Source organism: Vagococcus sp. WN80Y, assembly GCF_059621045.1.
The window spans coordinates 26,471-41,146 of record NZ_JCAQHY010000137.1 but is presented as its reverse complement, the minus strand read 5'-3'; the positions used below and the strand labels follow the sequence as shown (position 1 = coordinate 41,146).

The window sequence follows — 14,676 nt, the reverse complement described above, 5'->3', positions numbered from 1 at the left end:
TAAGCGATCAAACAAGACTAATTCTCCCAATAATCTAAAAAACAGAAGACTGAAAATCATTTTTACGATTTTCGGTCTTCTATTTTATTTATCCTGAGACTTATGTCCCAAGCTCTTTTACTTATACATCTAAACTTTCTTGTCCTGTTGGATTTGCAAGTTCATCATCCTCTGGTAAGAATGTTACTAATACCTTCCGTGGTTTACTGCCCTCAGGAGGTCCAACAACTCCCTGCTCTTCCATCTGATCGACAATCCGAGCCGCACGGTTGTAACCTACGCGGAACCGTCTTTGCAGCATAGAAATACTAGCTGTTTCCATTTCAATAACTAACTTAACAGCATCCTCATACAATTCATCGAGAGGCTCTCCACTACCAGCACCGCCACTTGGCTCATCACTCGGCATCATACTTTCTTGGTAGTCAGCACCTTGTTGCTCCGTAACGAAACTAACAATGTCCTCAACTTCTGAATCAGAAATGAAGGCACCTTGAACACGTATTGGCTTATTCTCACCCATCGGCAAGAAGAGCATGTCCCCACGACCAAGTAGTTTTTCTGCGCCGTTACTGTCGATAATGGTTCGTGAGTCTGTCCCACTGGATACCGCGAAAGCAATTCGCGATGGAACATTGGCCTTGATAATCCCTGTAATAACGTCAACACTCGGACGCTGAGTTGCCAAGATCATATGAATCCCTGCAGCACGTGCCATTTGCGCCAAGCGCGTAATCGCATCCTCAACTTCGTTACTTGCAACCATCATCAAATCGGCCAACTCATCAACTATGACCACAATAAAAGGTAAAACTGGTCGATTTTCCCCATCCTCCATATTGTACTGCATCACCAATTGATTGTAGCCTGTCACATTTCTCACTCCACTACCGGCAAACAATTCGTAGCGCCGCTCCATCTCACTTACAACCTTATGGAGAGCTTGTGCTGCTTTACGAGGATTAGTCACAACTGGCGTCAACAGATGAGGAATGCCATTATAAACATTTAATTCCACCATCTTAGGGTCGATCATCATCAACTTCACTTCATGTGGCTTAGCTCGCATTAAAATACTGGTAATAATACCATTAATACAGACTGACTTACCACTCCCAGTAGAACCGGCAATTAGTAAATGCGGCATCTTAGCCAAATCAGCCGAGATGACACTTCCCGAGATATCGCGACCTAAAGGTACCTCTAATAAATTTTCATCATGCTTGGGTTGTGCTTCAATAATATCGCGGAATGAAACTGTACTGACCGCATTATTAGGCACTTCAATCCCAATTAAAGATTTGCCAGGTATTGGCGCCTCCATCCGAATATCCTTAGCTGCTAAAGCCAAGGCCAAATCATCAGTCAATCCAACTATCTTACTGACCTTCACCCCAACTGCTGGCTGAATTTCATATTTTGTGACAGAAGGTCCCAAACTTGCTCGCACGACCTTAGCATCGACGCCAAAACTTTTAAACGTATTTTCAAGTACGGCCACATTTTTTTCGATTGACGAGTATTCCGCACTTTGATCAGTTAGCGGAATTTCATTCAGCAAATCAGAGGGAGGTAATAAATAATCGCGATCCTCTGTCTCCTCAGGAATTTCAAACTCTAATTCTTCATCAGAGGGTTCCCCCTCTTTTTTACTAATCGTTCGCTTAACAGGTTCTTCCACTTCCGATTGGTACTTAGTTTGATAACTATCAATTTCTAGCGCCAATTGCTCTGGCTCATCATGCTTTTCAATAATAGTTTCAGCCGCTTCCGAGCGTGCCAGCTCCTCACCAGGGGAAAGATCTCTGACATCATTTTTCCTAATTTCTTCAGCCGCCGCTGCATCAACTATTTTTTGTTTTTCAGCTTCTTCGGCCTTTTTAGCTGCTTTAATTGAGCGTTTTTCTGCAAGCTTTTCTTGTTGGCTACTCAAACTATCTCCCAGTTTATTTCCACCAATCTTCAAGAAATCGACCACTTGGAACCAATGAATATCGGCAATTAAAAAGATACCTGCCACCATCAACAAGCCCGCAATCAAATATGTTCCTAATTGTGACACTAAGAAATAGCTACTTCCATAAAGGACAGCTCCAATCATTCCGCCACCAACAGACTCTTTGATCACGTTTCCTCTAATTTCAGTGAATAGCTTTTGCCATGTCACACTGATAATATTGACATCTCCTGACACTTGTTTAAAGAGCCAAGCATGAAGGAGCATGAGTAATCCGCAATAAAACATTACACCACCGACTGCCAATTTTTTCTTTTTAAATGATAATTCTTTCCCCATAAACACTAAAAGCAAACCGTATATAATCAGCAGTACACCCAAAAATGGATAGGTGTTGCCCGCAATAAAACGAAACACATTTGCAATTAAAATACCGAGAAAGCCAAGCTTCAACGTACCGAATACCCCAAACAGCACAAACGCAATCCCAATAAACAAATAAATCATTCGTTCATGTTGGGCTTGTTGCTTTTTCGTCTTCTTAGCACGTGTATTTTTCTTCTTCGCCATCTCAAACCTCCTTTTAAGCACTCACTACTTTATTAAGCAGTCACTTCCTTATTATACACGAAAAAGGGGTAGGACAAAAGTCCTCCCCACTACTGCTTTTAGCTTAATTATCTTTCATCGCTGCCTTAAGCGCTAAGGCTAAGGGACTTTCTTCTGGCTCCACTGACTGACTGTATTGCTTGAGAAGTTTTTTCTCTTCATGCTTTGTCATTTTTTTCTTACGTTCTTTGCCAGTTGGAATTTTTTCAGTAATCACACAGAATTTACACTTGAAGAATTCACCATTCTTCCCTTCATGAATTTCCATCTTACGATGACATTGTGGACAACGCTTATTAGACACTTTCGGATCTTTCCGGCGACGATAAGAACAAGTGTCGCTCGTACAAACAAAGAGTTTGCCATCCCGAGTGTTTCGTTCCCTTAAAGGTGAACCACAGTCTGGACATTCTTTCGACGTGATTGAAAAATCCGTGTACTTTTTATCACTAACCTTGATCTCTTTAACAAGTCTCTCAGTATCTCGTTCAATCTCTTTAATAAACTCCTGACTCTTTCGTTTGCCATGAGCAATTTCTTCTAAAGCCTTTTCCCACTTCTCAGTTAAATCAGGAGACACTAATGAAGGATTGACCAATTTAAGAAGTTGCTTACCTTTAGGACTGACCTTTAAGCGACTGTTATTCCGCTCCATTAGTTCTGATTTAATTAATTTTTCGATGATTTCTGCTCTCGTAGCAGGTGTTCCTAAATTATGCTTCTCCATTTGCCCGAGTAACGTCCCTTCATTCAAAGGACTAGATGGAGTCGTCACTTCTTTATTAATAGCAAAGTTAGCTGGCAAAGTCATTCCTTCCTTAAACTCTACCTGCTTGTCACTTTCTTCTTTAGCACTGGTTTTCCAGCCCACTTCTTCAATTTTACTTTGGCGGAAGATAAAACTTTCTTTTCTTACCTTAGCTTCAATTGTCTGTTGATTAGAAACATGAGCATCAGCAAACAAGCCTAAAAATCTCAACGTGATCATTTGATAAATCTTTTGCTCATCATTGTCCATCTTTTCAGCTCGCGGAGCCTGTTCAGTCGGAATCAACGCATGGTGATCTGTAACTTTGCTGTCTTGGAAGACCTTTGTCACTTTAACTTGAGCGCCAGTTCTAAGATATTTTTTTGCCTCCTCAGGGTAATAACTTGCCACAGCTTGAAGTCGTTCTTTCATCGTCACCTTCATATCAGTCGTCAAGTATTTAGAATCCGTCCGGGGATAGGTCACTACCTTATGAATTTCATATAAACTTTGAACAAGGGACAGTGTTTTCTTTGCAGAAAATCCATAACGTTGATTAGCATCTCGCTGAATTTCAGTTAAATCATAGGGCAATGGCGCTGGTTCAGTCTTAGTCTTATTTTTGACACTCACTACTTTTGCGCTTTGACCTTTTAAAGAAGCTAAAAGCTCATCAGCTTGCTCCCGCTCTTTCAGTTGACGGGGATTCTTTAACTGCAAACGTCCCTTAGCACCTTGATAAATCAAATCAATGGTAAAGAAATTCTCTGGACGAAAAGTCTCAATTTTCTCTTCTTGACTGCGTACTAATGCTAAAGTAGGCGTTTGAACCCGACCAGCAGACAAGCTATCTTCATATTTAACTGTTAAAGCACGGGTGACATTCAATCCTACAAGCCAGTCAGCTTCGGCTCTGGCTAAAGCAGAATGATATAAATTGTCATATTTTTGACTCGGCTCTAGCTTTTTAAATCCATCTTTGATTGCCTTAGTCGTTTGAGATGAAATCCACAATCTCTTAACAGGTTTGTTAAAACGAACGTATTCTAATATCCACCGCGCGACCAACTCACCTTCACGTCCAGCATCTGTTGCTATAACCGCTTCTTTAACATCTTTACGTTTTGCTAATTGACTGATAGCTTTTAACTGATGACCTGTTTTTGGCAGAGGTTTTATCCCCACCTGTTTAGGGATCATCGGTAAGGTATCCATCGACCAAGCTGACCATTCTTTGTTGTAATCCTCAGGCATCTTCAAGCCTAATAAATGTCCCAACGCCCACGTCACAATAACGTTTGGCCCTTCAATGTAACATTTGCTCTTTTGGGTTGCCCCAAGTACTTTAGCAAGATCTCTTGCAACACTTGGTTTTTCCGCGATAATTAGTTGTTTCATCAATATCCTTTCCATCCTCTGATAATTTTATGCAATTTTTCAGAAGCATTAACCCTTTATATTGTTGGAGATCCTCATCACAGTCATCGCAATAAGCAAATTCTCCGTCATTCCAGAAAGCCGTCAAAAAATCTGACTTCTCTCTCATCATACTATATTCTTGCTTTAATTGGGAAAATTTTTCTTGATAGGCATCTTTAGCAGCTGTTAACGTATCAAATACTTCCTCTTCAACAATGCCCTCTTCCCAATCATCAAAAAACCACCAAGGCTCATTTTCACTATACGTTGTAATTACTTGATACATTTAGTTTCATCCTATTCTCATTTTATTCACTGTTAATAGTCTAGTCTCTTTTGGTCATTTCTGCAAACTTTTGAATTGAAAAAAGCCTCACGTATTAAGAATAGCATGACTTAACTGACAACATTAATGTATTTTAGTGTTAAAGCATTGAAAAATAATCGTCATTGTCAAACCTGCCATAACCAACTTCTACTTAGATGCCATCTAAAACTGCCCCTTCCTTGAGAGAAAAATAAGACGTATCTTGTAAAAATCTCATAAATTGCATTAACGACTTCATCACTGTTTGAAGCGGAATCAGCATAGTTGCTACAAATCGCATAAAAATAATCCTACTAACTTTGGTATCAATTTTAATCAATAATCCATGCTATCACTAAAGACAACTCCACACTCAGCAATATAACGATGTACTAAAATCTTGCATATTCATCGTTTTCGGAAGATCTAAGGCATTTTCGTATGATTTTTTTCGATCCTTAAAAGAGGGTGAGACTTTTGTCTCACCCTCCACTTATTTCGCGAATATTATCTGATAAATGCGCTCCAAAAGTCAGCTCACTCCACCACGTTTCGTTATCTTAAACGCTACGCATATAAACTTACAAGCCGTTATTCTTAATAGTTTACTGCTTAGAAATGAGCGCTATCGAAGAGTGTAAAAGTATCGAAATTTACATAGCGCTAGGATCAATTTATTAAGATCAAAAGTTTATCCACAATTTCGTAAAAAAATTAACAAAATTTGCTACTTTTTTCTCATCTATTTACTTTTATTCACTAACTGGTTTAATCTTGCCATCCCATTTCTTCGTAATCCAATCTTGGGTTTCTTTAGAGCGCAAAGCTTTAAACAAGGCCTCAATAGCTGGATCATTCTCATTATCCTTACGAACAGCTAGGATATTTCCATAAGGTGAGTTATCTTTTTCAACAATCACACCATCTTTTTCAGGTGACAATCCAATACCACCAGCAAAGTTAGCGTTAATCGCAACTAAATCGGCTTCATCGTTCTCATATGTAGCTGCTAACAACTCCGGATTAACATCGTGATTAAACTTCAGTTTCTTAGGATTTTTGTCAATGTCATCAAAGGTCGCAGTCGTTAAGTCTGTTCCTTTTTTAACTGTTACTAATCCCTCATCCTGTAGCATTGTAATAATTCTTCCCCAGTCTGATTCAGAATTACTTGTAATGATTGTCGCGCCTTCTTCTAAGTCTTTGATATCTTTAATTCGTTGTGAATACAAAGCCATCAATTCAATATGAATCGCGCCTTTATTAACAAAATCATCATAGCCACTCTCTTTAACCGTTAAATCAAAGAATGGAATATGCTGAAAATAGTTGGCATCAATTTCCTTTTCCTCTAAAGCTTTATTTGGCAATACGTAATCATTAAAAGTTTCAATTTCTAACTCTATGCCTTCTTTTTCTAATTGCGGCTTAACAAACTCTAAAATTTCAGCATGAGGCGTCGGTGATGCCCCAACCTTAAGCGTTGTTTTTCTTTCAGCAGAACTACTGCTTGCCGTCGTTTCTTTTTTGTTGCCACAGCCGACTAAAGCTAAGGCTAGTGCTGATACTGCTAAAATCCCGAATACTTTCTTTTTCATCATAGTTCCCTCCATTTTCTTTTAAGCTCTTATCTAATTATCTATATAACTAACGCTTATCCATTCGTTTAACAGCAAAGTCACCAATGCCCTGAATAATAAACACAATTACCAATATCCCAATCGTCGCAAAAAGTGTGACCGTTGGTTTGTTGCCTGTAAATCCCTCACGGTAGGCCAAGTCTCCTAAACCACCGGCACTGATCGCACCTGCCATAGCCGTAAAGCCTATCATCGTAATCGTTGTTACCGTCGCACCAGAAATCAAAGCTGGCAAACTTTCGGGAATCAACACTTTAAAAATAACTTGCAAACGATTAGCCCCCATCGCGTCCGAGGCTTCTAAAACACCACTGTCTACTTCTCTAAATGCCATTTCAACTAAGCGACCAAAAAATGGTGAGGCTGATATAACGAGTGGAATAATCGCTGCTTTTGGTCCTAAAAAGGACCCCATTAAACTTTTAGTAATGGGAATTAATAAAATAATCAAAATAATAAATGGCACTGAGCGACAAATATTGCTGATTACTGAAATCACATTGTATAGAATCTTGGATAGTGGGTTTTCTTTATTTTTGCCTAAATAATAAAGTAATAAGCCAAGCAACAGTCCCACGACAATCACAAATACCATGGATACACCCGTCATATAAAGAGTTTCTTTCGTTGCTTTAATGTATTTTTCTGAATCTAATTGACTAAAGTCAAAATACTGTTCTCTTAATGTTTTATTCACGCTTGTCCAGCCTCCACTCCAACGCCTTCCTCTTTAAAGAACTGGATTGCCTTATCGATCTCTTCCGCAGTTCCTGTCAGCTCAATAATCAACGTCCCAAACGAGCTTTGCTGAGTCTGTTGAATCTGCCCTTGAATCACATTAACATCAATCTGACAGTGACGAATAACTTTCGATATAATTGGACTACGTGCTTTATTTCCCTCAAATGTTAGCTGAACAATTTGTCCAGTGAAGGTTTCGGCCAAATAACTCAAGGCATCTGGGTTATTTCCCGTTTCCGGCACTGTTTCTTGCTGAACAAATCGTTTAGTGACCTCTTGTTTTGGGTTACTAAAAACCTCTAAAACATCTCCCTGTTCAACAATTTTTCCCGTTTCCATAACAGCTACTTTATGACAAATTTTGCGAATAACATGCATCTCATGTGTAATTAACACAATAGTCAATCCTAATTGTTGGTTAATCGATGCAAGTAGTTCTAAGACCTCATCAGTCGTTTGAGGATCGAGAGCGCTCGTCCCTTCATCGCACAGTAATATTTTGGGATCATTGGCAAGAGCTCGAGCAATCCCTACTCGTTGTTTCTGCCCACCAGACAATTGACTAGGATAGGCCTCTTCCCGACCTTCTAGCCCAACTAATTTAATCAACTCGCGAGCTTTATTTTCACGATTAGCTTTCGATAAGCCACTTAACTCCAAAGGCAGGGTAATATTATCCATCACCGTCCGTGACCAAAGTAAATTGAAGTGCTGAAAAATCATCCCTATCTCCTTACGAAATTCTCGTAACTCTTTGCCTTTTAGCAATGCCACGTCGTGTTGATTGATTAAAACTTGACCTGAGGACGGTGCTTCTAGTCCATTTAGTAAGCGAACCAACGTACTCTTACCTGCCCCTGAGTAACCGACTATGCCAAAAATCTGTCCCTCTTCAACAGCAAAGTTTACATCTGAAACAGCTGTCACTGTTCCTTTCTTTCCTTTAAACTCTTTTGTTACCTGCTTCAAATTAATGAGCGCCATTAGATTTCACTCTTCTTTCTATTTGTCTCAATCACAAGGTTACAAAACAAAAAAACGTCCCCCTTGTTGTCTAACAAGGACGAACGTTTACCGTTTCGTGTTACCACCTATTTTTATTATTATCTCACGATAATAACCTCAATCAGTACGAGGCCTAATATCACCTGATACTGCTACACGTTAACGAGTGTCGACGGAATAAACTTACTAAAAGCTCATCTATTCAGCTCAAAGACCATCTTCCTTCTCAGTTCTGTTACCCTTTTTCACCAATCAGGGCTCTCTTTTAAACATGCTTGAGAAGTACTCTTCTTTTCAAAGCTTTTCTTTTTATTGTGTCTCATTTTAACAAGTTGCTTGAGTTTTGTCAAACTAAATCATTAAATTCTTTTTCATCACTCTCAGTCAATACGATAAGCCACGCATAATTTTCATTTTTCACATCTAAAACTGTACCATCATTTAAAGCTTCTTGATTAATTGATATGACAGTCCCAGAGACTGGGCTAACCAATTCTGTTACAGCTTTCTCAGCCTCTATTTCAGCAAAAGAATCTCCTGCTTTAAGCTTATCGCCAACTTTTGGCAGGCTTACAAATGACACACTGCCAAAATCATCCTGGCCTTCATTGGTTAAACCGATTGATAAACTATGACCTTCTTTTTTTACCCATAATTGCTTATTCACTATTTTTTTCATCACGGTAAAACTCCTATTTTAGGCTTATTTTAATAAATCAGCGTAATCTTGTTCTTTAAATCCTAAAAGAACTTGGTGACCCGCCTTCTCCATAATTGGTCGTTTGATTAGCATCCCATCTTTAGTTAGGCGTCCAGCAGCTTCCTCATTAGAAAAACCATTAACAATCTCTTTTAGACCTTGCTCACGGTAACGAATACCACTCGTATTGAAGAAACGGCGAACAGGTAAGTCACTAGCTTCCATCCAAGCAACGAGCTGCTCCTTAGCTGGTGGCGTCTCAATCATATCAATTGTATTGTAGTTAATCTTATTTTCATCCAACCAAGCTTTCGCTTTTTTACACGTTGAACACTTAGGATACCAATAAAAATTTACCATCTAATCCCTCTTTCCATAATTATCTATAAATAGTATAACATAAATCGGAGGTAAAGCTAAAAATAACCTAATCGTGGTTTCGAGCCACGATTAGGTTACGTTTATCTAAATTTTTGATAGTCATCTTGCTGGAAACGCATCGACATCACGAGGCCGACTCCCATCAAATTACCTAATAATGAGGAGCCCCCTTGACTAATGAAAGGCAAAGGAATCCCTGTTAGGGGTAATAGACCGATGTTAGCTCCGATATTCTCGAAAACGTGGAACAAGATCATCATAATAATTCCTGTCGCAATATACGCATAAAATTCATTATTTGTATCAAAACAGACACGAATCATACGATATATTAAGATAAAATACATAATAATCATGAGAGTTCCACCAATAAACCCAAAATTTTCACCAATCACGGTAAAAATCATATCTGACTCTCTGACAGGAACATAGACCTCAGAATTATTGAAGCCCTTGCCGAACAGCCCGCCAGAACCGATTGCCACCAAAGCTTGGGCTTGTTGATAAGAATTTCCTGATGCATCATGGAATGGGTCTAGCCATGAATCAATCCGTTGCAACTGATACTGTTTAACCCCTAGTGAAAATAAAAATTCTCGGCCCGGCTCTTGGGTCACGAGATAAAGAATCCCCGCAGCCAATAAACCAAAAAGCACAATGGTTGGTAGAACAATCTTCCAAGTGATTCCTGACATTAAAAAGACGCCACCTAAGATTGCCACATAAACAAGCATTGTTCCTAAATCCTGTTGAAATTGCAATAGTATAACAATCGGAATAGTAAATACAATCAACTTACCTATCAATAAAAAATCATTTTTCATCGTATGGAGATGCTTCAAATTATGCTGAGTCACTACGTAAGCTAGCATCAAAATATAAGCAATCTTCATCAATTCAGACGGCTGAAAGGTAAAACCGCCAAAGTTAAACCAGTTTTTAGAACCTGTTAAAGCATATAGATTCTCATCATGAAACCAAATTAAAGCGGTCATCAGACCTAATCCCAGTAAATAAAATATTGGCGTCATTTTCCACAACAACTTGGAGGAAAATTGCATCAAAATAACAACAGAGAAGGCCCCTATCAAAATCCATAATACCTGCTTCAGCATAGGCGTCATAATATCTGTTGTTAATTGATCATTGCTGAGCGCTACATAAAGAGCCGCTAATCCCATTAATGACAGGACAAAAACAGGTAAAATAATCCCATAGTCAATTCGATTATCTAAACTATATTTGTATCTCGCTTTTTCCATTTTCCATCTCTTTCCTATTTCATTCACATTTTATTATAACGGAAGTTTTATCCTTCTTCTTCTCAATTGATAAATTTAAGAAAAGTTTAGAAATCAATTTTCTTTAAAAATTCAACTAGCGAGGTAAATGTTTGTTGTGATTGAGGCAAAGTCATATCAAATTGATATTCATGAATTAGTTCGCCGTCACTTAAGGGATAAAAAGCTGTTGTTACGTTTGTTCCTTGTTTCTCAAGCTTTGTAGCAAACAATTTGGCCTGTTTCTCAAAAGACATTTTGTTACCGTCTGTTATAAATGTTGGCGGAAATCCACCGCTAACTTTTTCTAATAAATCGGCTTCTCTAGCTATTTTTGATTTAGCCCAATTAACATCACTAGTATATGCCCATCCAATATTACGAAGGAAATAATCAGCTACGAATAATTGGGACATATTCGTCAATTCATTCAATGAAAACGGCGAACAAAATAGAACCACTCCCTTGATCGATTCTTTTGGTACTTCTTGCAGAAAATTTAATTCTCGGCTGTAATCATCATTGACTTGAATGTTGATAAACTGAGCAGCAATTTGACCGCCTGCTGAATCACCGGCAATAATGAGTCTACTTAAATCTAAGGAATAGTCAGAGGCAACCTTCTTCAATTCTCTGTAAAGATCATTCATCTGGACTAAAGGTCCTGGATAACGCGTTTCTGGTGCTAAGCTGTACTCCATATTAACAACGGCATATCCCTCTGCCGCAAGCATGTTGGCATAAATCCCAACATCCTCCTTCTGACCTCCGACATAAGCTCCTCCATGGACCCATAAAATAACAGGAAAATTAGCTCCTTCTTTAGGTCTAACTAAATCATACTTATTTTGCGGGATTAAGGAGTCATAGCTCAGATTCGTTTCAATCACAGTTTTGTTCACCATTTCTTCGTAGCCCTTCGGCTCTTTTGCAGATCCACCACCAGCAAAAATACTATGAACTAAATCTGTTGTAGGATATGGCGTAAATAGCAGTATCGCTAACGCAAAAAAAAGACAAACACCTAAAACGATTCCAGTATCTTTCAACATTTCTTTCATTTTCTTAAATCCTCGTTCAACTATTTTTAGGCTAGCAAATAGCCTGATTAATCATAAAAAAACTCACCTCTAACATTATTTCACGAAAAAAATTAAAGAGGTAACTTTTTAAAATTATAGCATAATTTTCCTTTCAATTCTCGCTTAAACCTAAAATATCTCCAAATTAAGCAGAAATTAGAGCTTTAAGTAAGAAGTGTCTGAAAACTACGATTACATCTAGATTTCCGATAATTATTACTCGCACTTAAAATAGGTAAAATTAAGGCAACTAGTTATCAAAGCCAACTGAAAAAATACTCAATAGCTTTCTTCCCTTTTAAGACGGAACTTGTTATAATTTAGCTAAAAGAGGAGGTTAACAAAATGATTAACACGTCTAATCGATTTAATCCCTGTCAAGCCTGTGGCAATGACGATATCTCCGATGTCGCAAACTTCTGTATTAAGTGTGGCACAACCTTGTATAACACATGTACTAGCGAAGATTGCGGACACACTAACCCAGCTGCTGCTTATTTTTGTGAAACTTGTGGCTCATATACCAATAAACTCGTCATCGAGAGCGCACTATCAGATAAATCTCCTGATGAATTAGCCTTAGAATTAAAAGCGATTTAATCCGTTTTAACTAGTAAACTGATGAGCATAAATACTTTTGATCTCTTCTTAAACATCCAAATTTGCCTAAACAGTAAATAAGACATGTAATTTCATATTTATCTAACAAATATTGCTTTTACCAATTTTAAAATTCACAAATGGAATTTTAGTTAAATTTATGGTATAATTGTTAATGGTAACATGTCGTGTTTTTCTTTGAAGATAGAAAGGAAGTGGCTTTTCTAATGTTTAGACCTACACAAAATATTGCCTCTGAAGTTGGCAAAAACTTTTTACCAGATACTAAAGTATCTTTTTATTTTCGCGGAGATTTAGTTAATGGCACTATTGTCAAACAAATGACTAATTCAGCAATTGTCGCGATTAAGGAAACCAGTGAGAACAAAGAAATTATGTTTCATACAAACGGCAATATAGTTGTCAGCTATGATGATCTAGCCATAAAAAATTAGATAAAAACTCTTGCTCTTTTCATAAAATGAAAAGGCAAGAGTTTTTCTGTTTATTTTAATCATGAAATTAACTTAAGGCCTACAGCAGCACCTAAAATCATTACTATACAAATAATTCGCTTAATATCCTTTGACTCACCGTAAATTAGCATCCCAAGTACCGCACCACCAGACGCGCCAATCCCCGTCCAGACAGCGTAAGCTGTTCCCATTGCGAGTTGATCCATCGCAATAGACAACAAGACGAAACTAAGTCCAAAAGCCGCGATCAGCATCAGAAGCGAGGTCACATTTTTTTCTAAATTAAACTTATTAATAAGTGAGACCCCAACCATCTCAAACAGCCCTGCTGCAATCAAAACAATCCATGTCATTATTTCGTCACCTCCTGTCTCTTATCTTCTGGTGTCACTAATTTCAAACCAACTACTCCAGCTAGTAAGATAACGATTAACACAATTTTTGCCACACTCAGAGGTTGCCCAAATAATAGACCATCAAGTAGAACTGTTCCTGTCGTTCCTATGCCAACAAATACGGCATAAACTGTTCCAACTGGTAATTCTTGACTGGCCGATATCATTAAATAGAAACTTAAGAAAATTGCTACTAGCGTGACTCCCCATTCAAGAATGGAGGTTGAATGCTTTAAGCCAACTACCCACCCGACTTCAAACCCTCCTGCAATAATGACCTTAATCCAATTTTTATCCATCTTATTCCTACTCCTCACTCATTTAATTACTCGCTTTTCATCCCATTAATTCAAACAAAATAAGCCTGAAAGATTACTGAATTAACAGTATCTCCCAGGCTTTTATCCTTCCGTGACGTAACAAATCTATTACGAGTTTTCTCTCGGACCAGACCACTTTGTGCGGAACCCTAGAAAACATTTTTATGAAAATTTAAGTTATCATTCTATTATACTCAATCGAGCCTAAGAAGCAAGCCCTAAGGTGTTTTCACTATTAAAAAATAGAAAAAGAGCCAAACTACATGGCTCCTTTTTCGTAAGTGTTACTATTTTGTTCCAAACAACCGGTCACCAGCATCGCCTAAGCCTGGTACAATATAGCCATCATCATTCAAATGATCGTCTAAGCCCGCTGTGTATATGTCAACATCTGGATGAGCTTCTTGAAGAGCCTTAACGCCTTCTGGTGCAGCAACTAAACACACAAACTTAATATTATTACCACCACGTTTTTTAAGAGCGTCAACTGCCAAAATGGCTGAACCACCTGTTGCTAACATTGGATCGACAACAAATAATTGGCGAGTGTCAATATCAGACGGTAATTTAACAAAATACTCAACGGGTTCCCATGTGTCATGGTCACGATACATCCCAATATGACCAACTTTAGCAGCGGGAATTAACTCAAGCATTCCATCTACCATGCCGATTCCTGCACGTAAAATAGGTATAATCGCCACTTTTTTACCAGTCAATGTTTTTTGAGTTGATTTGCCCATCGGCGTTTCAATTTCAATATCCTCCAATGGCATATCACGTGACACTTCAAATGCCATTAGCATCGCTATTTCATTGACTACCTCACGAAATACCTTGGTCCCACAATTTTTATCACGGATGATGGTTAATTTGTGTTGAATTAACGGATGATCAATAACTTGAAATTTTCCCATAGCGATTCTCCTTTTTTTGAAGGTTTGATATCCCTCTTAGTTTTTGTCCTATCCTATTGTAAAGCAAAAATGAGTGATTGACTAGTCAATCACTCAAAC

The 14,676-nt window shown here is 38.2% G+C and carries 16 protein-coding genes, 1 riboswitch and 1 other annotated feature; of the genes, 2 read left to right on the top strand and 14 right to left on the bottom strand.

Translation table 11 applies throughout. The features are described from left to right. Positions 1–121: 121 nt before the first annotated feature. The 11 genes from AC5KOD_RS07885 to AC5KOD_RS07835 all read right to left on the bottom strand — a co-directional run bounded on the left by AC5KOD_RS07885 (position 122) and on the right by AC5KOD_RS07835 (position 11,848). Positions 122–2,527, bottom strand: coding sequence for an FtsK/SpoIIIE family DNA translocase (locus AC5KOD_RS07885; RefSeq protein ID WP_496914001.1), 2,406 nt, complete (start codon positions 2,525–2,527; stop codon positions 122–124). 103 nt (positions 2,528–2,630) lie between these two features. Continuing rightward, positions 2,631–4,712, bottom strand: a complete 2,082-nt coding sequence (locus AC5KOD_RS07880; protein WP_496914000.1) for a DNA topoisomerase 3 — start codon at positions 4,710–4,712, stop codon at positions 2,631–2,633. After that, a complete protein-coding gene (locus tag AC5KOD_RS07875) occupies positions 4,660–5,019 on the bottom strand; it encodes a DUF1033 family protein (RefSeq protein WP_496913999.1) in 360 nt (119 codons plus the stop codon). Before AC5KOD_RS07875 ends, AC5KOD_RS07880 begins: the two co-directional genes overlap by 53 nt. Before the next feature lie 193 nt (positions 5,020–5,212). Beyond that, positions 5,213–5,341 carry a hypothetical protein gene (locus AC5KOD_RS07870; RefSeq protein ID WP_496913998.1) on the bottom strand — a complete coding sequence of 43 codons (129 nt, stop codon included), beginning with the start codon at positions 5,339–5,341 and terminating at the stop codon, positions 5,213–5,215. 451 nt (positions 5,342–5,792) lie between these two features. Next, positions 5,793–6,638, bottom strand: a complete 846-nt coding sequence (locus tag AC5KOD_RS07865) for a MetQ/NlpA family ABC transporter substrate-binding protein (protein WP_496913997.1) — start codon at positions 6,636–6,638, stop codon at positions 5,793–5,795. 49 nt (positions 6,639–6,687) lie between these two features. Further along, on the bottom strand, positions 6,688–7,377 hold the full coding sequence (locus tag AC5KOD_RS07860; RefSeq protein ID WP_496913996.1) for a methionine ABC transporter permease: 690 nt from the start codon (positions 7,375–7,377) through the stop codon (positions 6,688–6,690). After that, positions 7,374–8,405: a methionine ABC transporter ATP-binding protein gene (locus tag AC5KOD_RS07855; protein WP_496913995.1), complete on the bottom strand. Its 1,032-nt coding sequence runs from the start codon at positions 8,403–8,405 to the stop codon at positions 7,374–7,376. The genes AC5KOD_RS07860 and AC5KOD_RS07855 overlap by 4 nt, the downstream gene beginning before the upstream one ends. Before the next feature lie 72 nt (positions 8,406–8,477). After that, positions 8,478–8,733 (bottom strand) — a binding site (T-box leader). A 39-nt stretch (positions 8,734–8,772) separates the two neighbouring features. Then, on the bottom strand, positions 8,773–9,105 hold the full coding sequence (locus AC5KOD_RS07850) for a glycine cleavage system H family protein (RefSeq protein WP_496913994.1): 333 nt from the start codon (positions 9,103–9,105) through the stop codon (positions 8,773–8,775). Positions 9,106–9,129: 24 nt separating this feature from the next. Then, complete coding sequence (locus AC5KOD_RS07845; RefSeq protein ID WP_496913993.1) at positions 9,130–9,486, bottom strand: arsenate reductase family protein; 357 nt, start codon at positions 9,484–9,486, stop codon at positions 9,130–9,132. A gap of 101 nt (positions 9,487–9,587) precedes the next feature. Beyond that, a complete protein-coding gene (locus tag AC5KOD_RS07840; RefSeq protein WP_496913992.1) occupies positions 9,588–10,769 on the bottom strand; it encodes an FtsW/RodA/SpoVE family cell cycle protein in 1,182 nt (393 codons plus the stop codon). 86 nt (positions 10,770–10,855) lie between these two features. Next, positions 10,856–11,848, bottom strand: a complete 993-nt coding sequence (locus AC5KOD_RS07835; RefSeq protein ID WP_496913991.1) for an alpha/beta hydrolase — start codon at positions 11,846–11,848, stop codon at positions 10,856–10,858. Positions 11,849–12,214: 366 nt separating this feature from the next. Here AC5KOD_RS07835 and AC5KOD_RS07830 point away from each other — a divergent pair, with 366 nt between their 5' ends. Beyond that, entirely contained in the window at positions 12,215–12,469 is a 255-nt protein-coding gene (locus AC5KOD_RS07830) for a double zinc ribbon domain-containing protein (protein ID WP_496913990.1), read from the top strand. A 227-nt stretch (positions 12,470–12,696) separates the two neighbouring features. Then, positions 12,697–12,924: a hypothetical protein gene (locus AC5KOD_RS07825; protein ID WP_496913989.1), complete on the top strand. Its 228-nt coding sequence runs from the start codon at positions 12,697–12,699 to the stop codon at positions 12,922–12,924. A gap of 59 nt (positions 12,925–12,983) precedes the next feature. On the opposite strand, the gene AC5KOD_RS07820 is transcribed toward AC5KOD_RS07825, so the two are convergent. From AC5KOD_RS07820 to upp, 3 genes are all read right to left on the bottom strand, one after another. Then, the gene (locus tag AC5KOD_RS07820; RefSeq protein WP_496913988.1) at positions 12,984–13,298 is read right to left on the bottom strand and encodes a DMT family transporter; all 315 of its coding nucleotides are present in this window, start codon (positions 13,296–13,298) and stop codon (positions 12,984–12,986) included. After that, the gene (locus AC5KOD_RS07815; protein WP_496913987.1) at positions 13,298–13,639 is read right to left on the bottom strand and encodes a DMT family transporter; all 342 of its coding nucleotides are present in this window, start codon (positions 13,637–13,639) and stop codon (positions 13,298–13,300) included. The genes AC5KOD_RS07820 and AC5KOD_RS07815 overlap by 1 nt, the downstream gene beginning before the upstream one ends. An 89-nt stretch (positions 13,640–13,728) precedes the next feature. Then, a riboswitch (guanidine-I (ykkC/yxkD leader) is annotated at positions 13,729–13,824 on the bottom strand. 123 nt (positions 13,825–13,947) lie between these two features. Further along, positions 13,948–14,577, bottom strand: a complete 630-nt coding sequence (gene upp, locus AC5KOD_RS07810) for a uracil phosphoribosyltransferase (RefSeq protein WP_209530904.1) — start codon at positions 14,575–14,577, stop codon at positions 13,948–13,950. Between the last annotated feature and the right edge of the window lie 99 nt (positions 14,578–14,676).